This window comes from Escherichia whittamii (assembly GCF_014836715.1).
Classification (GTDB): domain Bacteria; phylum Pseudomonadota; class Gammaproteobacteria; order Enterobacterales; family Enterobacteriaceae; genus Escherichia; species Escherichia whittamii.
In genome coordinates this window covers 93,527-115,292 of sequence record NZ_JACSQI010000005.1, presented here as the reverse complement: position 1 = coordinate 115,292, position 21,766 = coordinate 93,527, and the positions used below count along the sequence as shown (strand labels likewise).

The following is a 21,766-nucleotide window of genomic DNA, read 5'->3' as shown; positions in this document are numbered from 1 at the left end:
GTTATTATGGGAAATTCTGACCGTAAGCCTGGTCTGATTAAGCGCCTGTGGAAATGGTGGCGTACCCCCAGCCGTCTGGCGCTGGGTACGCTGCTGTTGATCGGTTTTGTCGGCGGCATTGTCTTCTGGGGCGGCTTTAACACCGGTATGGAAAAAGCTAACACTGAAGAGTTTTGCATTAGCTGCCACGAGATGCGCAACACGGTGTATCAGGAATACATGGATTCCGTGCATTACAACAACCGTAGCGGCGTACGTGCGACCTGTCCGGATTGTCACGTTCCGCACGAGTTTGTGCCGAAAATGATACGTAAGCTCAAAGCAAGTAAAGAGCTGTATGGTAAAATTCTGGGCGTTATTGACACGCCGCAAAAATTCGAAGCTCATCGCCTGACTATGGCACAGAATGAGTGGCGGCGCATGAAGGACAACAACTCGCAGGAGTGCCGTAACTGTCACAACTTCGAGTTTATGGATGCAACTGCCCAGAAATCTGTCGCTGCAAAAATGCACGACCAGGCAGTAAAAGCTGGGCAAACCTGTATCGACTGCCATAAAGGGATTGCACATAAGCTGCCTGATATGCGCGAAGTTGAGCCAGGTTTCTGACAAGGTAAAGATGAGTGGTAATGCTTGAAGCCAGAGGTTTGCTCTGCGAGCGTGATGAACGAACGTTGTTCTGTGATTTATCGTTTTCCCTGAAAGCAGGGGAGTGGGTGCAGATTACCGGAAGTAACGGCGCGGGGAAGACAACGCTTCTCCGTTTGCTGACGGGGTTGTCTCGCCCTGACGCGGGTGAAGTTCTCTGGCAAGGGCAGCCCTTGCATCAGGTACGCGACAGCTACCATCAAAACCTGTTATGGATAGGCCATCAGCCGGGGATCAAAACCCGGCTGACGGCGTTAGAAAATCTGCATTTCTATCACCGTGACGGTGATACCGCACAATGTCTGGACGCCCTGGCGCAGGCCGGGCTTGCCGGATTCGAAGATATTCCCGTAAACCAGCTCTCTGCTGGGCAACAACGCCGCGTTGCGCTGGCGCGTTTGTGGCTGACCCGTGCCACGTTGTGGATACTCGACGAACCTTTTACCGCGATTGACGTTAACGGCGTCGATCGTCTGACCCAGCGTATGGCGCAGCATACGGAGCAGGGGGGGATTGTGATTCTGACCACTCACCAGCCGCTCAACGTTGCTGAAAGTAAAATTCGCCGCATTTCGCTGACGCAAACGAGGGGCGCATGATGTTCTGGCGCATTTTCCGTCTTGAGCTGCGCGTGGCGTTTCGCCATAGCGCCGAAATCGCGAATCCGCTGTGGTTCTTCCTGATTGTTATTACCCTTTTTCCGCTCAGTATCGGCCCGGAGCCGCAGCTGCTGGCGCGTATCGCACCGGGGATTATCTGGGTTGCGGCGCTGCTTTCTTCACTGCTGGCGCTGGAGCGGCTATTCCGTGACGATTTGCAGGACGGCAGTCTTGAACAATTGATGTTATTGCCATTACCCTTGCCCGCCGTTGTACTGGCGAAGGTGATGGCGCACTGGATGGTAACGGGTCTGCCATTACTCATCCTCTCGCCTCTGGTGGCATTGCTACTGGGAATGGACGTTTATGGCTGGCAAGTGATGGCGCTGACGCTGCTGCTGGGAACTCCAACGCTGGGTTTTCTCGGCGCACCTGGCGTGGCGCTGACTGTGGGGCTTAAGCGCGGTGGCGTACTACTGAGCATTCTGGTGTTACCGCTGACTATCCCATTACTCATCTTTGCCACCGCCGCGATGGACGCGGCTTCTATGCATTTGCCCGTTGACGGGTATCTGGCAATTTTAGGCGCGTTGCTGGCAGGCACCGCGACATTAAGTCCTTTTGCGACGGCGGCAGCGTTACGAATCAGCATTCAATGACGCTGGATTACTGATTTTTGTTCAAGTCTGGTATCGAAACTATGTGGAAAACACTGCATCAACTGGCGATCCCACCACGGTTGTACCAAATCTGTGGCTGGTTTATACCGTGGCTGGCAATTGCCAGTGTGGTTGTGCTTACCGTCGGCTGGATCTGGGGATTCGGCTTTGCTCCGGCTGATTATCAGCAAGGAAATAGCTACCGCATTATTTATCTGCATGTGCCTGCGGCGATCTGGTCGATGGGGATTTATGCCTCAATGGCGGTGGCCGCGTTTATCGGCCTTGTCTGGCAGATGAAAATGGCTAACCTGGCGGTGGCGGCGATGGCGCCCATTGGTGCCGTGTTTACTTTTATTGCCCTGGTCACTGGTTCTGCATGGGGAAAACCGATGTGGGGTACCTGGTGGGTATGGGACGCGCGTCTGACTTCTGAACTGGTGCTGCTGTTTCTGTATGTTGGTGTGATTGCCCTGTGGCACGCCTTCGACGATCGCCGTCTGGCAGGCCGTGCGGCAGGTATTCTGGTGCTAATTGGCGTAGTGAACTTGCCGATTATTCATTATTCCGTTGAGTGGTGGAACACCCTACATCAGGGATCAACGCGGATGCAGCAAAGTATTGATCCGGCGATGCGTTCGCCGCTGCGCTGGTCGATTTTCGGCTTCCTGCTGCTGTCTGCCACGCTGACGTTGATGCGGATGCGTAATTTGATTTTGCTGATGGAAAAACGCCGTCCGTGGGTGAGTGAACTGATACTGAAAAGAGGCCGTAAATGACCCCTGCATTTGCTTCCTGGAATGAATTTTTCGCAATGGGCGGTTACGCCTTTTTTGTCTGGCTGGCGGTGGTGATGACCGTTATTCCGCTGGTTGTTTTGGTCGTACACTCGGTGATGCAGCATCGCGCAATTCTGCGTGGCGTGGCGCAACAGCGGGCGCGTGAGGCGCGTTTACGTGCTGCGCAACAGCAGGAGGCCGCATGAATATTCGCCGTAAAAATCGTTTGTGGATTGCCTGCGCCGTGCTGGCAGGTTTGGCGCTGACCATCGGTCTGGTGCTGTATGCGCTGCGCTCTAATATCGATCTTTTCTATACGCCGGGAGAAATTCTCTACGGCAAGCGCGAAACCCAACAGATGCCGGAAGTCGGTCAGCGTCTGCGCGTTGGCGGGATGGTGATGCCGGGTAGCGTGCAGCGCGATCCTGACTCGCTGAAAGTGACGTTTACCATTTACGATGCTGAAGGTTCGGTCGATGTCTCTTATGAAGGCATTTTGCCGGATCTGTTCCGTGAAGGGCAGGGCGTTGTGGTGCAGGGTGAGCTGGAAAAAGGCAATCATATTCTCGCTAAAGAAGTGTTGGCGAAACATGATGAAAACTATACGCCGCCAGAAGTCGAAAAAGCGATGGAAGCCAATCACCGTCGCCCGGCGAGTGTTTATAAGGACCCAGCATCATGATGCCGGAAATTGGTAACGGGCTGCTGTGCCTGGCGCTAGGAATTGCGCTGCTGCTGTCCGTGTATCCGCTATGGGGCGTGGCGCGTGGAGATGCGCGCATGATGGCTTCTTCTCGCTTGTTTGCCTGGCTACTGTTTATGTGCGTGGCTGGCGCATTTCTGGTGATGGTCAATGCTTTCGTGGTGAATGACTTCACCGTCACCTATGTCGCCAGCAACTCCAATACCCAGCTTCCGGTGTGGTATCGCGTGGCAGCTACCTGGGGCGCGCATGAAGGCTCGCTGCTGCTGTGGGTGTTACTGATGAGCGGCTGGACTTTCGCAGTAGCGATTTTTAGCCAGCGTATCCCGCTGGATATTGTTGCTCGTGTACTGGCGGTAATGGGCATGGTCAGCGTCGGCTTTTTGCTGTTCATTCTCTTTACCTCTAATCCGTTCTCACGCACATTGCCGAATTTCCCAATTGAAGGTCGCGATCTTAACCCGTTGTTGCAGGATCCGGGGCTGATCTTCCATCCGCCTCTGCTCTATATGGGGTACGTTGGTTTCTCGGTGGCGTTTGCTTTTGCCATTGCTTCTTTGTTAAGCGGGCGTCTGGACAGCACTTATGCACGTTTTACTCGTCCGTGGACGCTGGCGGCGTGGATCTTCCTGACGCTCGGCATCGTACTCGGCTCCGCATGGGCCTATTACGAACTCGGCTGGGGCGGCTGGTGGTTCTGGGATCCGGTAGAAAATGCTTCGTTTATGCCGTGGCTGGTGGGGACTGCGCTGATGCACTCGCTGGCGGTGACTGAACAGCGTGCCAGCTTCAAAGCGTGGACATTACTGCTGGCAATCAGTGCCTTCTCGCTGTGTCTGCTGGGGACCTTCCTTGTGCGCTCCGGCGTGCTGGTATCAGTACACGCGTTTGCCTCGGATCCGGCGCGCGGCATGTTCATTCTCGCCTTTATGGTGCTGGTGATTGGCGGTTCGCTGCTGCTGTTTGCTGCCCGTGGTCATAAAGTTCGCTCACGCGTAAACAATGCGCTGTGGTCGCGGGAATCTCTGTTGTTGGCGAACAACGTTTTGCTGGTCGCCGCGATGCTGGTGGTGTTGCTGGGGACGTTGCTGCCGCTGGTACATAAGCAACTGGGATTAGGCAGTATTTCTATTGGTGAACCGTTCTTCAACAGCATGTTTACCTGGCTGATGGTGCCATTTGCACTGGTGCTGGGCATTGGTCCGCTGGTGCGCTGGGGGCGCGATCGCCCGCGTAAAATTCGCAATTTATTGATTATTTCCTTCATCTCTACGCTGGTGCTGTCGCTGCTGTTGCCGTGGCTGTTCGAAAGCAAAGTTGTGGCAATGACGGTGCTCGGTCTGGCAATGGCTTGCTGGATTGCGGTGCTGGCTATTGCGGAAGCGGCGCTGCGCATTTCACGTGGCACGAAAACCACCTTCAGTTACTGGGGGATGGTGGCGGCCCACCTGGGGCTTGCGGTGACAATTGTTGGTATCGCCTTCAGTCAGAACTATAGCGTCGAGCGTGATGTGCGCATGAAGTCCGGCGATAGTGTCGATATTCATGAATATCGCTTCACCTTCCGTGATGTCAAAGAGGTGACTGGCCCTAACTGGCGCGGCGGTGTGGCGACTATCGACGTAACGCGAGATGGCAAGCCGGAGACGGTGCTGTATGCGGAAAAACGTTATTACAACACTGCTGGTTCAATGATGACTGAAGCGGCGATTGACGGCGGCATCACCCGTGACCTGTACGCGGCGCTCGGTGAAGAGCTGGAAAACGGCGCGTGGGCAGTTCGTCTTTACTACAAACCTTTTGTTCGCTGGATCTGGGCGGGCGGGCTGATGATGGCGCTGGGCGGGCTGCTGTGCCTGTTTGATCCTCGCTATCGCAAGCGCGTGAGTCCGCAAAAAACTGCGCCGGAGGCTGTATGAAGCGCAAAGTACTGTTACTTCCTTTGATTATCTTTCTGGCGATTGCCGCAGCATTGCTGTGGCAACTGGCGCGTAACGCCGAAGGAGATGATCCGACCAATCTGGAATCAGCACTCATTGGCAAGCCGGTGCCGAAGTTTCGCCTCGAATCACTGGACAATCCCGGTCAGTTTTATCAGGCGGATGTGCTGACTCAGGGCAAACCAGTGCTGCTTAACGTCTGGGCGACCTGGTGCCCGACCTGCCGCGCGGAACATCAATATCTGAATCAGCTTTCTGATCAGGGCATCCGCGTGGTCGGCATGAACTATAAAGACGACAGGCAGAAAGCGATTAGCTGGCTGAAAGAGCTGGGTAATCCTTACGCGCTAAGTCTGTTTGACGGTGACGGCATGTTAGGGCTGGATCTGGGCGTGTATGGCGCGCCAGAAACGTTCCTCATCGACGGCAACGGCATCATTCGTTATCGCCATGCGGGCGATCTCAATCCCCGCGTCTGGGAAGAAGAGATCAAGCCGCTGTGGGAGAAATACAGTAAGGAGGCCGCACAATGAGGTTTTTATTGGGTGTGCTGATGCTGATGATCTCCGGCTCGGCGCTGGCAACCATCGACGTGTTGCAGTTTAAGGATGAAGCACAGGAACAGCAGTTCCGCCAGCTCACCGAAGAGCTGCGCTGCCCGAAATGTCAGAACAACAGCATTGCCGATTCTAACTCGATGATTGCCACCGACCTGCGCCAGAAAGTGTATGAACTGATGCAGGAAGGTAAAAGTAAGAAAGAGATTGTCGATTATATGGTGGCGCGTTACGGCAACTTCGTCACTTACGATCCGCCGTTAACGCCGCTGACCGTGTTGCTGTGGGTACTGCCAGTTGTTGCCATTGGCATTGGCGGTTGGGTGATTTACGCCCGCTCGCGGCGGCGTGTGCGGCTGGCGGTGGAGGAATTTCCTGAACAAAGCGTGCCGGAAGGTAAGCGTGCCGGATTTGCTGTTTACCTGCCGGGGATTGTTGTGGCGTTGATTGTGGCAGGCGTCAGCTACTACCAGACTGGCAATTATCAGCAGGTAAAAGTCTGGCAGCAGGCCACGGCACAGGCTCCGGCATTGCTGGACAGGGCGCTGGACCCGAAAGCTGACCCATTGAATGAAGAAGAGATGTCGCGCCTTGCACTTGGAATGCGTACTCAACTGCAAAAAAATCCGGGAGATATAGAAGGCTGGATTATGTTGGGCCGCGTTGGGATGGCGCTGGGGAATGCCAGTATTGCGACTGATGCATATGCTACTGCGTATCGCCTCGATCCGAAAAACAGCGATGCCGCGCTGGGGTATGCTGAAGCGTTGACACGCTCTTCTGATCCTAACGACAACCGCCTGGGCGGTGAGTTATTACGTCAGTTGGTGAGAAGTGACCACAGCAATATTCGCGTGTTAAGCATGTATGCGTTTAACGCCTTTGAGCAGCAGCGATTTGGCGAAGCCGTTGCCGCGTGGGAGATGATGTTGAAACTCTTGCCTGCCAACGATACTCGCCGTGCGGTGATTGAGCGCAGTATCGCTCAGGCGATGCAGCATTTATCGCCGCAACAAAGTAAATAAGAAGAAGCCCGATGGTTAATCCATCGGGCTATTTTTTTATTGCGCCCCGCGTTGTTGCAGGAACAGAATGGTGGCCGCCACGCGTGAGCGGACATTGAGTTTACGCAGCAGATTGCGGATATGGACTTTTACCGTCTGCTCGGAAATATTCAGTACCGAAGCGATCTGCTTATTGGACAGCCCTTGTGCCAGTTCGTGCAGAACATCTAATTCACGCTCCGTTAGCACGCTGAAGGGGTCTTCTTCAGCACCAAACATTTCACGCTCGCGTAAGTACTGACTGACGCGTTCACTAAAGACTTTGCTGCCTTTTGCTCCGGCGCGAATCGCTTCCAGCAACACTTCCGGATCGCTATCTTTCAACAGATAACCGTCAGCGCCTGCGTCTATCAGTGCAAAGATATCGCTGGAGGCATCTGATACGGTCAGGATAATAATTTGCGCGGTAACGCCATCCCTGCGCAAGGCATTGAGGGTATCCAGGCCACTCATACCTTTCATATTGAGATCCAGCAAGATAACGTCGATATCCAGCCTATTTGCCAGATCGATAGCACTCGCGCCGTCGCCTGCTTCGGCGACCACTTCAAAGCCAGGATCAAGCTCCAGTAACTGACGAACACCGCGTCGCATAAGTGGATGATCATCCACAATCAGCACCTGAAAAGGCGTTGCTTCAGGCATAGTAGTCTCCTGAGGTTTTATTAGAATCATTATGTTTGAGCGTAGCGTTGGTAACACTACCAGGCGCGTGAATGTTACCCCATTTTATGTATGGGCATGTAGTGAAAACTGTAAGTGTGGGGAGGGGGCATTGGCGTAGATATAAAAAAACCAACCTTTGCGGTTGGTTTTCTTGGGATTTTTGGTCGGCACGAGAGGATTTGAACCTCCGACCCCCGACACCCCATGACGGTGCGCTACCAGGCTGCGCTACGTGCCGACTCGTGGCTGCTTATACTACCGTTTTCCACGCCGATTGCAAGTAAGATATTTTGCTAACTGATTTATAATTAATCAGTTAGCGATAAAACGCTTCTCGTCTGTCAGCACTTGCAATAACAAACTCAACTGTGGTTTTTCGTCTCTCACTCTTTCACCACGTAAGTTGTACGTGCGGTATTTACCGTTATTGTTCAGTACCAGCGTCATTTTCGGTGTGGTAATTGCCAGCGTATCGTTATCCGCGGCTGTTACCCAGTAATGACGGCGCTCAGGGTTGAACAAGTCTTGACCTTGTGAGTATTCGCTGGCAGGCGTGCTGACGTGCAGCAGGCGTTGCATCAGCGTCGTCATAAGATCAGTATGATCGGTCAGGGTATTAATACGCTGTGCCGGTGTGCCTGGCCAGTGAATGACCAATGGCACCTGAAGATGGCCACGTGACCAGTCAAAGGTTTCTTCATCTTCGCTCAGCGGAATGCCGCGACCAGCAGTGATAATCACCACCGTGTTGTCCAGTTTCCCGGATTCACGTAACGCATTCAGGACGCGATTGATCTGGTCATCGACATTACCCGCCGCGCGGCTATATTTTCGGGCAAATGCTTGCTGGTTGCTGTCGTCAATATTGGTGCCATTGAAAGATACCCACGAGAACCAGCGGTTATCTTCTTGCGCGTAGCGGCCAAGCCAGTTGATCCACTGCGTGGCGGTCTGCTCATCGGATTGTGTATGTACGCTCGGCATCGAGAAGTCTGACAACAATGCCTGACGATAGAGCGGACTGGTAAAGCCATCTGACGAGAATAAGCCCAACTGATAGCCTTGCTGGTTGAGCGCGGTAATTAACGCCGCTGGTGTACGGGTTGACAGAATACCGTCCATATAGCTTGGCGAGATGCCATAGAACAAACCAAAGATACCGTTGTCGGTGGCGTTGCCGGAACTCATATGCCGTGTGAACGAAATATTTTGCTCGGCAAAACCCGCCAGTGCAGGCATCTGCTTCTCGTAGCGTGAGTAGTTCAGGCCATCGACAGTAATCAACAGCACATTTTGCCCGGTGCCCATATCGCGGTAGCGCAATTCGCTTAACGGATACTGTACGGAAACTGCGTCTGGATTGCCTTGCTCGATCAGACGGCGTTGATACTCCTGCGCATCAAGCAGGCCATGCTTCTCAAGAAAACGTCGCGCCGTCATCGGGTACGAAAGCGGCAGGTTGGCGCGCTGCATAGTGATTGGGCGATAGAAGTTAGCATCGGCCCAGATATACACCATGTGTGAGGCAATAAAAGCGATAAATAAGAATGCAGCCAGCGGACGGGCGAAGCGCCGACGACGCGTCAGACTGCGCAGCTTTTGCCAGCTCCACGTCGCAAACACCAGTTCAATCAATAAAATAACTGGCACGCTGATAAACATTAGCTGCCAGTCGCGCGCCATCTCATTCTCGTCCGGGTTGATAACCAACTGCCAGACGATGGGATTAAGATGGAGATGGAAACGGGTAAAGACTTCGCTGTCGATCAGCAGCAGCGTCATTCCCACAGTGGCCAGAATGACGGACAAAAACCTCATTAGCCTCTGTGATCCGACGATAAAGGTCAGCGGGAAGAGGATCAGCAAGTAGGTGGCGAACACCAGAAAGCTAAAGTGGCCGATAATGCTTACATAGGAATAAATACGACCCGCAAGCGTTGTCGGCCAGTCGGCGATAAACAGGTAACGGCTGCCAATGACTAGTGAGAGCAGAATGTTGAACAGTGCAAACCAGTGCCCCCAGCTGACCATCTGGGAGACTTTTTCACGGTAGCGCTGACGATGAGTTACCATAACCTGTTATCTGTTTCCCTTAGTGCGCTTTGTCTTCGTTGATCGAGGACTGCAAAGCGCGGGCAAAAGAGTTGGCAATCGCCTGGCGTTGAGCCGGGGCAATGCTGGTATTGATAAGGTTAGTGACCATGTTGCCTAACACCATCAGGGAAAGGTCGGTCGGAGCCTTATGTTTTTCCAGTACGTTGAGCAGCTCTGCGAGCAATTGTTCAACCTGTTCATCACTGTAGCGGGAAATTTGTGGCATAAATCGAAATCAGTTAGTTGATGAAAGGGCAACATATTACCGTAGCAACGGTTTTTTTTCTGCTTTTTTATACTTTAAATCATTCGCGTTACGCCACCTTCTGTAAAATGACCGCCATCTTTTATTGCGTCGCTTAACCGGCGGTGGTTGAATACCGCCCGGTCTTAAAGGAGAGTTTATCATGAGTCTGGATATCAACCAGATTGCTCTGCACCAGCTTATCAAGCGTGATGAGCAGAACCTTGAGCTGGTGTTGCGCGATTCATTGCTGGAACCGACGGAAACCGTCGTTGAGATGGTGGCAGAGTTGCATCGGGTCTATAGCGCCAAGAACAAAGCCTACGGATTGTTCAGCGAAGAGAGTGAACTGGCGCAGACGCTGCGCTTGCAACGTCAGGGCGAAGAGGACTTTCTGGCATTTAGCCGAGCGGCAACTGGACGCCTGCGTGACGAACTGGCGAAATATCCTTTTGCTGACGGCGGTTTCGTACTGTTTTGCCACTACCGTTATCTGGCAGTGGAATATCTGTTGGTGGCAGTATTAAGCAACCTGAGCAGTATGCGCGTTAATGAAAATCTCGACATTAACCCGACCCATTATCTCGATATCAATCATGCGGATATCGTGGCGCGTATCGATTTAACTGAGTGGGAAACCAATCCGGAATCGACCCGCTATCTGACTTTTCTGAAAGGGCGAGTCGGACGCAAAGTCGCCGATTTCTTTATGGACTTCCTCGGGGCCAGCGAAGGGTTGAACGCGAAAGCGCAAAACCGCGGCCTGTTGCAAGCGGTCGACGACTTCACCGCAGAAGCGCAACTGGATAAAGCAGAACGGCAGAACGTTCGCCAGCAAGTTTATAGCTATTGTAATGAGCAATTGCAGGCGGGCGAGGAGATCGAACTGGAGTCGTTGTCGAAAGAGTTGGCGGGTGTCAGCGAAGTAAGCTTCACAGAGTTTGCTGCTGAAAAAGGGTATGAACTGGAAGAGAGCTTCCCGGCAGACCGCAGCACGCTGCGTCAGTTGACTAAGTTTGCCGGTAGCGGCGGTGGTTTGACCATTAACTTTGATGCGATGCTGTTAGGTGAACGCATCTTCTGGGATCCAGCGACCGATACGCTGACTATTAAAGGTACGCCGCCAAACCTGCGTGATCAATTGCAGCGCCGGACGTCAGGCGGGAACTAATCAGTGAATGCCAGATGCGGCGTGAACGCCTTATCTGGCCTACCCAAAATAGCAATATCGTAATCAGGCATAATTAGCAGATACAAAAAACCCCGCCGGAGCGGGGTTTTTTACAACTTATTCTGCGATTAAGCGCGAACGAAGTCGATGTGCTGCAGCTTCGGTTTGTACGGATGACGCTGTACGTCCTGAGCTTTAACTTTGATTTCTTTACCGTCAACAACGATGGTCAGAACTTCGCTGTAGAATTCAGCTTTAGCTTGCATGTTCATGACTTTGTCGTGATCCAGCTCGATAGCCAGCGGCGCTTCTTTGCCACCGTAGATGATTGCCGGGAATTTGTTAGCGGCGCGCAGGCGGCGGCTCGCACCCTTACCCTGCTCTTTACGTACTTCTGCGTTGATAGTAAACATTTCTTTCTCTCTTAAATGATTCCTGCTACAGGCGACCCAGCAACAGGCAAGTGATCTGCTTTGCGTATGCAAAAGCGGGCGAGATTCTATACTCAATCGCCTTATACATCAATCAAAACTACCATTAACCGCGTAATTCATGCGCCCGCCGAAAACGACCTTCGTAATCGAATACTTTTTCACGCACCTGCCAGTACTGGCCTTTCATTCGTGCGACGACGAAATCCGGATGGCGCAGCAACGCTTGTTGGGCGAGGATATCGGCAGCGGTTATCCAGCGCAAAGGGATGCCTGGTGTACGTGTATGCGGACGGATAAAAAGCTGCTCAAAAGCGGTACGCTGGGCCGGTGTTTGCAGGCGGAAACGCTCACTGACATCAGCGCCATCTTCATCGTAATAGGTGATTTTCAGCCATTCGCCTTTTTCGTCGTGGCCATGCTGCAAAGACATGCCGCTACAGCGTAGTACCAGGGCGTCTTTAAGTCGTAGCGCCGCTTTTAACATATCATCCGGGTCAACCAGAATGGTGTCACATTCGCGGCAACGGCGGGCGGCAATATCGTTTTCCGCGTTACATTGCGGACAATTTTTAAAACGGAAACGGAAGTCACACTGTTCGCGATGACCGTCGTTATCTTCAAACCATCCCTGACAGCGGCGACCAAAGTGTTCAATCAATGTACCGTCGGCGGTAGTTTTGCCCCAAAAGGTGTTGGCAAAGCCACAGGCAGGGCAGAAAACCTGCACCGGGACGTTGTCACTTTTGCCTTTCGGCGTACCAACTTCCGGTGCGTAGAGGTCATGAGGATTGCCTGCATAATCAAGAATTAAGCAATCTGTCTTACCTGGCGCCAGGCGCAGACCGCGCCCGACAATTTGTTGGTAAAGACTCACTGATTCGGTAGGGCGCAGAATGGCGATAAGATCGACGTGCGGGGCGTCAAAACCGGTGGTCAGTACCGCGACGTTGACCAGATAGCGAAAACGCTGGGCTTTAAAATCTTCAATTAATACATCGCGTTCAGCGCCGGGCGTGTCGCCAGTAATAAGTGCGGCATCCTCAGCGGGTAGCAAACCGACAATCTCTTTTGCGTGTTCGACTGTCGCGGCGAAAATCATCACCCCTTTACGCTTTTCGGCAAACTCCATAACCTGGCTGATGATGTGCGGTGTAATACGTTGCTGTTTTTTCAGTTCCCTGTTGAGATCAGCTTCGCTGAACAGCCCGTTGCTCTGCGCCTGCAAGCGGCTGAAATCGTATTGCACAACCGGCATATCCAGCCGTTCCGGTGGCGTCAGATAGCCGTGTTTAATCATATAGCGCAGCGGCAGCTCATAAATGCAGTCACGGAAAAGGGCTTTCTCGTCGCCGCGTACCATACCGTGATAATGAAACTGATAAATCCAGCCTTTACCCAGCCGAAAGGGCGTGGCAGTCAGCCCAAGCAGGCGTAAGTGGGGATTCACTTTTGTCAGGTGAGTAAGGATTTGCTGATACTGGCTCTCTTCATCGTCACCAATACGGTGGCATTCATCGACAATTAAAAGCGAAAACTCACTCTGAAAGGCATCGAGATTGCGGGCAACCGACTGCACGCTGCCAAAGACCACTTTACCGTGGCTCTCCTTGCGCTTTAGCCCGGCGGCAAAAATATCGGCCTCCAGCCCCAACGCCTGGTATTTAGCATGGTTCTGCGCCACCAGCTCTTTGACGTGTGCCAGCACTAGAACACGGCCACGCGCCAGTCGCGCCAGTTCGGCAATCACCAGGCTTTTACCTGCTCCGGTAGGCAGCACGATAACGGCAGGGGTTTTATGACGACGAAAATGGTTGAGCGTGGCATCCACGGCTTCTTGCTGGTATGGACGAAGTGTAAAAATCATGGTTTAGCGTAGGTATATTAATCTGCTAATAGTATGCCACGGATCTTTTTCCCTTGAGGGAAGTTATTAGACCGCTATACTGGGCAGACAACAGTTCTTATTTTCGGGTCTATGCCCGACCTCCGTTTTTTACAGGCAAAATCACACACATGCGACTTGATAAATTTATCGCACAGCAACTCGGTGTTAGCCGTGCTATTGCCGGGCGTGAAATCCGCGGCAATCGTGTCACCGTCGATGGCGAAATCGTCCGTAATGCAGCGTTCAAACTGCTCCCTGAACACGATGTAGCTTATGATGGCAATCCGCTGGCGCAGCAACACGGCCCGCGTTATTTCATGCTCAACAAGCCCCAGGGCTATGTTTGCTCAACTGATGACCCGGATCACCCAACGGTGCTCTATTTTCTGGATGAACCTGTGGCGTGGAAACTGCACGCGGCAGGGCGGTTGGATATTGATACCACCGGTCTGGTGCTGATGACTGACGATGGTCAGTGGTCGCATCGCATTACTTCTCCGCGTCATCATTGTGAGAAGACCTATCTGGTGACGCTGGAATCTCCGGTAGCGGACGATACGGCAGAACAATTTGCCAAAGGCGTGCAGTTACATAACGAAAAAGATCTCACTAAGCCCGCGGTGCTGGAAGTGATTACCCCTACGCAGGTCCGTTTGACCATCAGTGAAGGGCGTTATCATCAGGTGAAACGCATGTTTGCCGCCGTGGGCAACCACGTGGTGGAATTGCACCGTGAACGCATTGGCGGTATTACACTGGATGCAGATTTAGCGCCCGGGGAATATCGTCCATTAACTGCAGAAGAAATTGCCAGCGTTGGTTAACACTTTCATTTTATTCAGGAGCCCGTTGTGACCACTCGACAGCATTCGTCGTTTGCTATTGTCTTTATCCTTGGCCTTTTGGCCATGTTAATGCCGCTGTCGATTGATATGTATCTGCCCGCGCTGCCAGTGATTTCAGCGCAGTTTGGTGTGCCAGCGGGTAGCACACAGATGACCCTGAGTACCTATATTCTGGGTTTTGCGTTGGGGCAGTTAATCTACGGGCCGATGGCGGATAGCTTCGGGCGCAAGCCGGTTGTTCTCGGTGGTACGCTGGTGTTTGCCGCGGCGGCGGTGGCGTGCGCGCTGGCGCAAACCATCGATCAGCTGATTGTGATGCGTTTCTTCCACGGTCTGGCTGCGGCTGCAGCCAGCGTGGTAATCAACGCTTTGATGCGCGATATCTACCCGAAAGAAGAGTTCTCGCGGATGATGTCGTTTGTCATGCTGGTAACGACTATTGCGCCACTGATGGCACCGATAGTTGGCGGCTGGGTGCTGGTGTGGTTGAGCTGGCATTATATCTTCTGGATCCTCGCTGTGGCGGCAATTCTGGCTTCGGCAATGATTTTCTTCCTGATTAAAGAAACGTTGCCGCCAGAGCGTCGCCAACCGTTCCACATTCGTACCACTATCGGTAACTTTGCTGCGCTGTTCCGCCATAAGCGTGTCCTGAGTTATATGCTGGCCAGCGGTTTCAGCTTTGCCGGGATGTTCTCATTCTTAAGCGCCGGGCCGTTTGTCTACATTGAAATTAACCACGTCGCGCCGGAAAACTTTGGTTATTACTTTGCGCTAAACATTGTTTTCCTGTTCGTGATGACCATCTTTAACAGCCGCTTTGTCCGCCGGATTGGCGCGTTAAATATGTTCCGCTCGGGGCTGTGGATCCAGTTCATTATGGCGGCATGGATGGTCATCAGTGCGCTGCTGGGGCTAGGTTTCTGGTGGCTGGTGGTTGGCGTTGCGGCGTTTGTGGGTTGCGTATCGATGGTGTCATCCAATGCGATGGCGGTCATTCTTGATGAGTTTCCCCATATGGCTGGAACGGCGTCGTCGTTGGCTGGAACTTTCCGTTTTGGCATTGGCGCAGTTGTTGGCGCTTTGCTTTCTTTGGCTACCTTCAATTCCGCATGGCCGATGATCTGGTCCATTGCTTTCTGTGCGACAAGTTCCATTCTCTTCTGCCTTTACGCCAGTCGACCGAAAAAACGGTGATCTATTGCACAACGGGGAAGCTAAAAGGCTTCCTTTGTTGATGCATGTCAACCGCAAATCTATCATTCCCCCGATATATGTTTATTTTATGTAAACTCAATTTATGTAAAAAGTCACATCATTGTAGTTAAAAAGGTTGAGTTAGATCGCAGAAACGGGTACATATAGCCCCGCAAACGTGACCACGCCCGCAGATATCATTTAAACCAGAACAATAGCGGCCACGCAGGCGAGGCATCAATCTTTACGATCTGTTGAAGGACAGATTGTTGATGATGTGTTAAAATTAATGTAAATAAATTGTGAAGTAAATGTGCTTCCGGGGAAAATAAGTGACTTCATTACAACTCTCAATCGTCCATCGACTGCCGCAGAACTATCGTTGGTCTGCTGGTTTCGCAGGTTCGAAAGTTGAACCGATTCCGCAAAATGGACAGTGCGGCGACAACAGCCTGGTGGCGCTTAAATTACTTAGCCCGGATGGCGATAACGCATGGTCGGTGATGTACAAACTAAGCCAGGCGTTAAGCGATATTGAAGTTCCGTGTTCTGTTCTGGAATGCGAAGGTGAGCCGTGCCTGTTTGTAAATCGCCAGGACGAGTTTGCAGCGACATGCCGACTGAAAAATTTTGGTGTGGCCATTGCCGAACCTTTCTCAAACTACAATCCATTTTAAGCGTCAGCTCAACGCCAGTAGCTGACGCGTATACTCCTGCTGCGGTGCGGCAAACACGCGCGCGCACGGTCCTTGTTCCACCACTTCTCCCTGTCGCAGCACGATCACCTGATGACATAACGCGCGGACAACGTGCAAATCATGGCTGATAAACAAATAGGCCAGTTGATGTTTTTGTTGCAATGATTTCAATAACGTCAATATTTGCGCCTGTACCGTTTTGTCGAGCGATGACGTTGGTTCATCAAGAATGATTAGCGAAGGCTTAAGAATCAATGCTCTGGCAATTGCAATACGTTGTCTCTGACCACCAGAGAACTCCGCCGGATAACGGTGGCGCGTTTCAGGATCTAACCCCACTTCATGCATTACGGCTTTCACTTGTTCTTCGCGTTGTACGGCAGAGAGCGTCGGTTGGTGAACCCGTAACCCTTCCTCAATAATTTGCAACACGTTGAGTCGCGGATTGAGTGAGGAGTTCGGATCCTGGAATACTACCTGAATGCGATGGCGGATTGGCAATAGCTGGCGACGATTTAAATTTTGCAATGGCTGACCGTTAAAGACGATGCTGCCTTGAGAGTTAATCAACCGCAGCAGCGCCAGCCCCGTTGTGCTTTTGCCGGAACCGGACTCGCCCACTAAACCCAGCGTTTCACCCGCCCGTAGCGTAAAACTGACGCTTTTCACCACCACGTTATGATCGACGATGCGCTTCAGGAGTCCTTTGCGAATGGGGAAGGCGACCTGAAGCTGTTCAACATCAAGCAACGTTGAGGCTGGTTCTGGCAACGGCACGGGATCGCCTGACGGTTCGCTGTTGAGTAACTTTTGCGTATAAGGATGTTCAGGAGAGGCAAAGAGCGTAACGGCGTTATTTTGCTCCACACAGCGACCGTTTTGCATTACCGCCACGCGGTGGGCCAGTTTTCTGACAATGCTGAGGTTATGAGTAATAAACAGCATACCCATATTCAGCTCGCCTTGCAGCTCGCGCAACAGTTGCAAAATCTGCGCCTGGACAGAGACGTCCAGTGCAGTGGTTGGCTCATCAGCAATCAATAACTCCGGTCGTGTGAGAAGAGCCATTGCAATCATCACCCGCTGGCGTTCACCGCCGGAGAGCTGATGCGGGTAATCTGACAGCCGTTTTGCCGCCTGACGGATACCGACGCGATCAAGGCAATTAAGGATTTCGCCACGCGCCGCTTCCCGACGCATCCCGCGGTGGAGTGAAAGCACTTCATAAAGCTGTTTTTCCAGGGGATGCAATGGATTTAACGACACCATCGGCTCCTGGAAAATCATGGCAATCTTATTTCCCCGCACGCCACGTAATGTTTGCTCGCTGGCATGAAGCAGCGATTCGCCATGAAAACGAATATCACCAGCGAGATATTCAACCGGCGGGGAAGGGAGCAGGCGTAAAATTGACAGCGCGGTAACGCTCTTACCCGAACCAGACTCACCCACCAGCGCCAGCGTTTCGCCAGCTTCAATGTGTAGTGAAACATCATTCACTACGGTACGTACGGTTTGCTGATGGCGAAAACCCACCGACAAATTTTCAATCGCTAACAGAGTTTGCGCCATGCTACACCGCCTTATTAGGATCAAATGCGTCGCGGACTGCTTCACCGATAAAGATCAGCAAAGACAATAATATCGCCACCGAAAAGAAGGCGGTGATCCCAAGCCACGGGGCCTGCAGGTTATTTTTCCCTTGTAATAGCAGTTCGCCGAGCGACGGTGAACCGAGCGGCAACCCGAAGCCGAGGAAATCGAGCGAGGTCAGGGTGGTTATTGAACTACATAAAATAAACGGTAAAAAGGTGAGAGTAGCGACCATTGCATTTGGCAACATATGACGCAGGATGATACTGCGATCGCTGACGCCAAGCGCCTGCGCCGCGCGGATGTAGTCAAAATTACGGGTACGTAAAAACTCCGCGCGCACCACGCCGACCAGACTCATCCAGCCAAACAAGACAGTAATTGCCAGCAGCCACCAGAAGTTAGGCTGTACGACGCTGGAAAGTAAAATAATCAAAAACAGCGTCGGCATCCCCGACCATACTTCAATAAAGCGTTGTCCCCAGAGATCGACTTTCCCACCGTAATAACCTTGCAGCGCCCCCGCCAGCACGCCCATCACACTGGAGCAGAGTGTCAACATCAGACCAAACAGAACCGAGATCCGCGTGCCATACAGAATGCGCGCCAGCACATCACCGCCGTTGGCATCCGTTCCCAGCCAGTTTTGCCGGGAAGGTGGGGAAGGGAAGGGCTTATCGGTAGCAAAGTTGATACTGGTAGCGCCAAAGCGAATCGGCGCCCACAGTACCCAGCCGTTATTTTCCAGTCGCTGTTTCAGCCACGGGTCCTGATAATCAGCCTGACTTGCCAGCGGGCCGCCAAAATCGCTCTCACTGTAGTTTTTCAGCAATGGGAAATACCAGCTGCCGTCATAACGCACCAGCAACGGTTTATCGTTGGCGATCAGTTCAGAACACAAACTCAAACCAAACAAGACGAGGAAAATCCATAACGACCAGTAGCCGCGACGGTTGTGACGAAAACGCGCCCAACGGGCCTGATTGACGGGGCTGAGTCGCGACATTAGCGTCCCTCGAAATCAATACGCGGATCGACCAGCGTATAGCTGATATCACTGACAATATTCAGCAGCAGGCCAATCAGGGTGAAAATGTACAGGGTGCCAAACATCACCGGATAATCGCGCGAGACGGTCGCTTCGTAGCCCAGTAAACCGAGGCCATTGAGCGAAAACATCACCTCAATCAACAGCGAGCCGGTGAAAAACATGCTGATAAACGTCGCCGGAAAACCGGCAATCACCAGCAGCATGGCGTTGCGGAACACATGTTTCCAGAGAATGTTTTTCTCACTTACCCCTTTCGCACGCGCGGTCACCACGTATTGCTTACGCACTTCATCAAGGAATGAGTTTTTTGTCAGCATCGTGAGCGCCGCAAAGCCGCCAATCACCGTCGCCAGCACCGGCAGCGTGATATGCCACAGATAATCCGTGATTTTCTGATACCACGGCAGCGAATCAAAGTTAGCGGAAACCAGGCCGCGTAGAGGGAACAGGTCGAAATAGCTGCCGCCCGCGAAGAAGACAATCAGCAGGATGGCAAACAAAAAGGCTGGAATGGCGTAGCCGATGATGATAAATGCGCTACTCCAGACGTCAAAGCGGCTGCCGTTATAAACGGCTTTGCGAATACCCAACGGAATCGACACCAGATAGATAATTAGCGTGCTCCACAATCCGAGTGTGATGGAAACCGGCAGACTGTCTTTAATCAGTGTCAGCACCGAAGCGCTGCGAAACAGGCTGTCGCCAAAATCAAAGCGGATGTAGTCCCAGAGCATTTTGAAGTAACGTTCGTGGATCGGCTTATCGAAACCGTAGCGATGGGTGATCTCAGCGATCACTTCTGGATCTAACCCGCGTCCGCCACGGTAATTACTGTCGCTGATATTGCCGACGCCCGTCTGTGCGTGGCTGGCACGAACGCCTTCGCCGCCTGCGCCGGGTAATACTCCGGCATTTCCAAATTCAATGGCGGCGATGGCCTGGTCGACGGGACCGCCAGGCGCAATTTGCACGATGAAAAAGTTGATGGTGATAATCGCCCATAACGTTGGGATCACCAACAACAGACGGCGAATCAGGTAAGCGCCCATCTACTCTCCCTGTTGTCTGGCGGACGGTAGTTTGGCCGCTTTATTAACGTCATACCACCAGGTATCGATACCCAGGCTGTAAATAGGGCGCACAGCGGGTTGGGAGAATTTATCCCACCAGGCGAGACGGTCTTCCGCCATGTACCACATCGGCAGCATGTAATAATTCCACGTTAATACGCGATCCAGGGCGCGTCCCAGCGGCAGTAATTTTTCTTTATTTCCCTGGGCGGCAATAATCTGGTTGATCAGCGAATCGATAACCGGACTTTGCACGCCGGGGGCATTATAAGTGGAGTTGATATATTCCGATGACCAGGAGATCTGTAAATCGGAACTGGGCCACGGCATTGCCCGCCACACGCGCGGCATCATGTCATAGTCGCGGCTGCGCATTCGGTTGGTGATTTGCGAGTTATCAACCTTGCGAATGTCCATGTTGATACCCAGCCGTTGCAGGCTATGTTGGAACGGCAATACCCACTGGCTATTACTGCTTGCGGGAAGCAATAATTCAAAGCTGAGTGGCTGGCCTGTGGTGGCATTAACGCGTTGCTGACCTTTCAGCACCCAGCCTGCATCGTTGAGAAGTTTGTCGGCTTTTAACAGGTTGTCGCGGTCGTAGCCATCGCCTTTGGACGCTGGTGGCTGGTAGATTTGTGTGAACACTTCTGGCGGTAGATCTTTTTTCATTGGCGCAAGTAGCACCAGTTCTGCAGCGTCAGGGTAATTTCTGGCCGCGTATTCGGTATTCTGGAAATAACTGTTCGTGCGGCTCCAGGCATTGTAAAACAACGCCTTATTCATCCATTCAAAGTCAAAGGCGAGGGTGATGGCTTCCCGGACCCGGCGATCGCTGAATATCGGACGCTGAATATTAAACGCCAGCCAGCGCGTATCCTGGGCTGATTCGTTCTTTTGCTCATCTTTAATGATGTATTTTTTATCGAAATTCTTACCGGTATAGCGCGTGGCCCAGTTTTTGGCGTCGTTTTCCATGCGCAAATCGAAGGCGCCGGCTTTAAACGCTTCAAAGGCGACATTATCATCGAGGTAATAATCGTAGCGAATGGTGTCGAAATTCCAGCGACCACGATTTACCGGTAAATCGGCCGCCCAGTAATCTTTAACGCGAGAATAGACAATATTCTGGCCCATTTTCCAGGATGTAATGCGGTAAGGACCACTGGCAAGCGGAGGTGTAGAGAGTGGGTCGCTCAGTTTATGATCCTTCCAGTATTTCTCAGGAAACACGGGGAGTGAAAACAGACTAAGCATATCTTCTTTGCCTGGTTTGGCTAATTCAATTCGCACGGTTAATGGCGCTATGGCTTTGACCGTTGTGCCTTTGTATACCAGGCGAAACTGCGGCACACCTTCGGTCATAAATTTTTGAAAAGTAAACTCAACGTCGCGTGCGGTAATCGGCGATCCATCATGAAAACGGGCGCGCGGATTGATAGCGACTTCTACCCAGGAATAATCGTCGGCATAGCGCGCGCTTTCGGCAATCAGCGGGTAATAACTGCCGGGTTCATCATCGGAAGTGGTAAATAGCGTGTCGTACAGTTGCTCGGTGCGTGCACCGGGGTTTCCGCGTAGTGCATAGCGGTTGAAATTATCGAAGGTGCCAATAGAGGATAATGTTATCTGCCCGCCCTTTGGCGCAGCGGGATTCACATAATCAAAATGGTTGAAATTAAAAGCATACCGGGGTTCTCCCAGCACCGCAAAGGCATAGCTTTCCTTGATAGCCTGCGCCTGCGCACCGAAGGTGAACAGGGTGATAAACAGCAGCAGTATGCGCACAATCATCTGCAACGGATTTCCTTTTACTCATCATTAGCCGCAATCCGGCATGCTTTAACTATGAATAATAAGGGACACAAG

The 21,766-nt window shown here is 52.3% G+C and carries 22 protein-coding genes and 1 tRNA gene; 13 read left to right on the top strand and 10 right to left on the bottom strand.

Annotated features, from left to right (window positions below; translation table 11 throughout):
• Nucleotides 1-6: 6 nt before the first annotated feature.
• The 9 genes from napC to ccmH are packed head-to-tail and all read left to right on the top strand — an operon-like array spanning nt 7 to nt 6,910.
• Nucleotides 7-609, top strand: coding sequence for a cytochrome c-type protein NapC (gene napC / locus H9644_RS10135; protein WP_064526764.1), 603 nt, complete (start codon nt 7-9; stop codon nt 607-609).
• A 14-nt stretch (nt 610-623) separates the two neighbouring features.
• Nucleotides 624-1,247 (top strand): cytochrome c biogenesis heme-transporting ATPase CcmA, encoded by a 624-nt coding sequence (gene ccmA / locus H9644_RS10130; protein WP_077883490.1) that lies wholly within the window; start codon nt 624-626, stop codon nt 1,245-1,247.
• Nucleotides 1,244-1,906 (top strand): heme exporter protein CcmB, encoded by a 663-nt coding sequence (ccmB, locus tag H9644_RS10125; RefSeq protein ID WP_000971724.1) that lies wholly within the window; start codon nt 1,244-1,246, stop codon nt 1,904-1,906. The genes ccmA and ccmB overlap by 4 nt, the downstream gene beginning before the upstream one ends.
• A 41-nt stretch (nt 1,907-1,947) precedes the next feature.
• Nucleotides 1,948-2,685, top strand: a complete 738-nt coding sequence (gene ccmC, locus H9644_RS10120; protein ID WP_001295447.1) for a heme exporter protein CcmC — start codon at nt 1,948-1,950, stop codon at nt 2,683-2,685.
• On the top strand, nt 2,682-2,891 hold the full coding sequence (ccmD, locus tag H9644_RS10115; protein ID WP_000186540.1) for a heme exporter protein CcmD: 210 nt from the start codon (nt 2,682-2,684) through the stop codon (nt 2,889-2,891). The genes ccmC and ccmD overlap by 4 nt, the downstream gene beginning before the upstream one ends.
• Nucleotides 2,888-3,367: a cytochrome c maturation protein CcmE gene (ccmE, locus tag H9644_RS10110; RefSeq protein WP_001026411.1), complete on the top strand. Its 480-nt coding sequence runs from the start codon at nt 2,888-2,890 to the stop codon at nt 3,365-3,367. Before ccmD ends, ccmE begins: the two co-directional genes overlap by 4 nt.
• On the top strand, nt 3,364-5,307 hold the full coding sequence (ccmF, locus tag H9644_RS10105) for a cytochrome c-type biogenesis heme lyase CcmF (RefSeq protein WP_191774426.1): 1,944 nt from the start codon (nt 3,364-3,366) through the stop codon (nt 5,305-5,307). Before ccmE ends, ccmF begins: the two co-directional genes overlap by 4 nt.
• Complete coding sequence (dsbE, locus tag H9644_RS10100; RefSeq protein WP_064526770.1) at nt 5,304-5,861, top strand: thiol:disulfide interchange protein DsbE; 558 nt, start codon at nt 5,304-5,306, stop codon at nt 5,859-5,861. The genes ccmF and dsbE overlap by 4 nt, the downstream gene beginning before the upstream one ends.
• Complete coding sequence (ccmH, locus tag H9644_RS10095; protein WP_064526772.1) at nt 5,858-6,910, top strand: cytochrome c-type biogenesis thiol:disulfide oxidoreductase CcmH; 1,053 nt, start codon at nt 5,858-5,860, stop codon at nt 6,908-6,910. Before dsbE ends, ccmH begins: the two co-directional genes overlap by 4 nt.
• A gap of 36 nt (nt 6,911-6,946) precedes the next feature.
• Here the strand turns inward: ccmH and narP are convergent, their stop codons facing one another.
• The 4 genes from narP to H9644_RS10075 all read right to left on the bottom strand — a co-directional run bounded on the left by narP (nt 6,947) and on the right by H9644_RS10075 (nt 9,935).
• Nucleotides 6,947-7,594, bottom strand: coding sequence for a nitrate/nitrite response regulator protein NarP (narP, locus tag H9644_RS10090; protein WP_064526779.1), 648 nt, complete (start codon nt 7,592-7,594; stop codon nt 6,947-6,949).
• 182 nt (nt 7,595-7,776) lie between these two features.
• Nucleotides 7,777-7,853, bottom strand: a tRNA-Pro gene (locus H9644_RS10085).
• A gap of 74 nt (nt 7,854-7,927) precedes the next feature.
• Complete coding sequence (gene yejM / locus H9644_RS10080; RefSeq protein WP_064526781.1) at nt 7,928-9,688, bottom strand: LPS biosynthesis-modulating metalloenzyme YejM; 1,761 nt, start codon at nt 9,686-9,688, stop codon at nt 7,928-7,930.
• A 19-nt stretch (nt 9,689-9,707) separates the two neighbouring features.
• The gene (locus tag H9644_RS10075) at nt 9,708-9,935 is read right to left on the bottom strand and encodes a YejL family protein (RefSeq protein WP_001135667.1); all 228 of its coding nucleotides are present in this window, start codon (nt 9,933-9,935) and stop codon (nt 9,708-9,710) included.
• A gap of 181 nt (nt 9,936-10,116) precedes the next feature.
• On the opposite strand from H9644_RS10075, the gene yejK reads away from it, so the two are divergent.
• Nucleotides 10,117-11,124, top strand: a complete 1,008-nt coding sequence (yejK, locus tag H9644_RS10070; protein WP_000050789.1) for a nucleoid-associated protein YejK — start codon at nt 10,117-10,119, stop codon at nt 11,122-11,124.
• 128 nt (nt 11,125-11,252) lie between these two features.
• Here the strand turns inward: yejK and rplY are convergent, their stop codons facing one another.
• Both rplY and H9644_RS10060 read right to left on the bottom strand, forming a co-directional pair.
• A complete protein-coding gene (gene rplY, locus H9644_RS10065; RefSeq protein WP_000494183.1) occupies nt 11,253-11,537 on the bottom strand; it encodes a 50S ribosomal protein L25 in 285 nt (94 codons plus the stop codon).
• Between the two features lie 124 nt (nt 11,538-11,661).
• Nucleotides 11,662-13,422, bottom strand: coding sequence for a DEAD/DEAH box helicase (locus H9644_RS10060; RefSeq protein WP_191774424.1), 1,761 nt, complete (start codon nt 13,420-13,422; stop codon nt 11,662-11,664).
• Between the two features lie 149 nt (nt 13,423-13,571).
• Between H9644_RS10060 and rsuA the strand changes: the two genes are divergently transcribed.
• The 3 genes from rsuA to H9644_RS10045 all read left to right on the top strand — a co-directional run bounded on the left by rsuA (nt 13,572) and on the right by H9644_RS10045 (nt 16,162).
• Nucleotides 13,572-14,267, top strand: a complete 696-nt coding sequence (gene rsuA, locus H9644_RS10055; RefSeq protein WP_064526785.1) for a 16S rRNA pseudouridine(516) synthase RsuA — start codon at nt 13,572-13,574, stop codon at nt 14,265-14,267.
• Between the two features lie 27 nt (nt 14,268-14,294).
• On the top strand, nt 14,295-15,485 hold the full coding sequence (bcr, locus tag H9644_RS10050) for a multidrug efflux MFS transporter Bcr (protein ID WP_191774422.1): 1,191 nt from the start codon (nt 14,295-14,297) through the stop codon (nt 15,483-15,485).
• A 332-nt stretch (nt 15,486-15,817) separates the two neighbouring features.
• Nucleotides 15,818-16,162, top strand: coding sequence for a YejG family protein (locus H9644_RS10045; protein WP_064526789.1), 345 nt, complete (start codon nt 15,818-15,820; stop codon nt 16,160-16,162).
• 3 nt (nt 16,163-16,165) lie between these two features.
• Here H9644_RS10045 and yejF read toward each other — a convergent pair whose 3' ends face one another.
• Genes yejF through H9644_RS10025 form a run of 4 tightly spaced genes read right to left on the bottom strand, consistent with a single transcriptional unit; the run spans nt 16,166 to nt 21,691 of the window.
• The gene (gene yejF, locus H9644_RS10040; RefSeq protein ID WP_191774420.1) at nt 16,166-17,755 is read right to left on the bottom strand and encodes a microcin C ABC transporter ATP-binding protein YejF; all 1,590 of its coding nucleotides are present in this window, start codon (nt 17,753-17,755) and stop codon (nt 16,166-16,168) included.
• Nucleotide 17,756: 1 nt separating this feature from the next.
• Nucleotides 17,757-18,782: an ABC transporter permease gene (locus H9644_RS10035; RefSeq protein WP_191774418.1), complete on the bottom strand. Its 1,026-nt coding sequence runs from the start codon at nt 18,780-18,782 to the stop codon at nt 17,757-17,759.
• Complete coding sequence (locus H9644_RS10030; RefSeq protein WP_000501604.1) at nt 18,782-19,876, bottom strand: microcin C ABC transporter permease YejB; 1,095 nt, start codon at nt 19,874-19,876, stop codon at nt 18,782-18,784. Before H9644_RS10030 ends, H9644_RS10035 begins: the two co-directional genes overlap by 1 nt.
• Nucleotides 19,877-21,691, bottom strand: coding sequence for an extracellular solute-binding protein (locus tag H9644_RS10025; protein ID WP_191774416.1), 1,815 nt, complete (start codon nt 21,689-21,691; stop codon nt 19,877-19,879). It abuts the gene before it with no gap.
• Nucleotides 21,692-21,766: the final 75 nt, after the last annotated feature.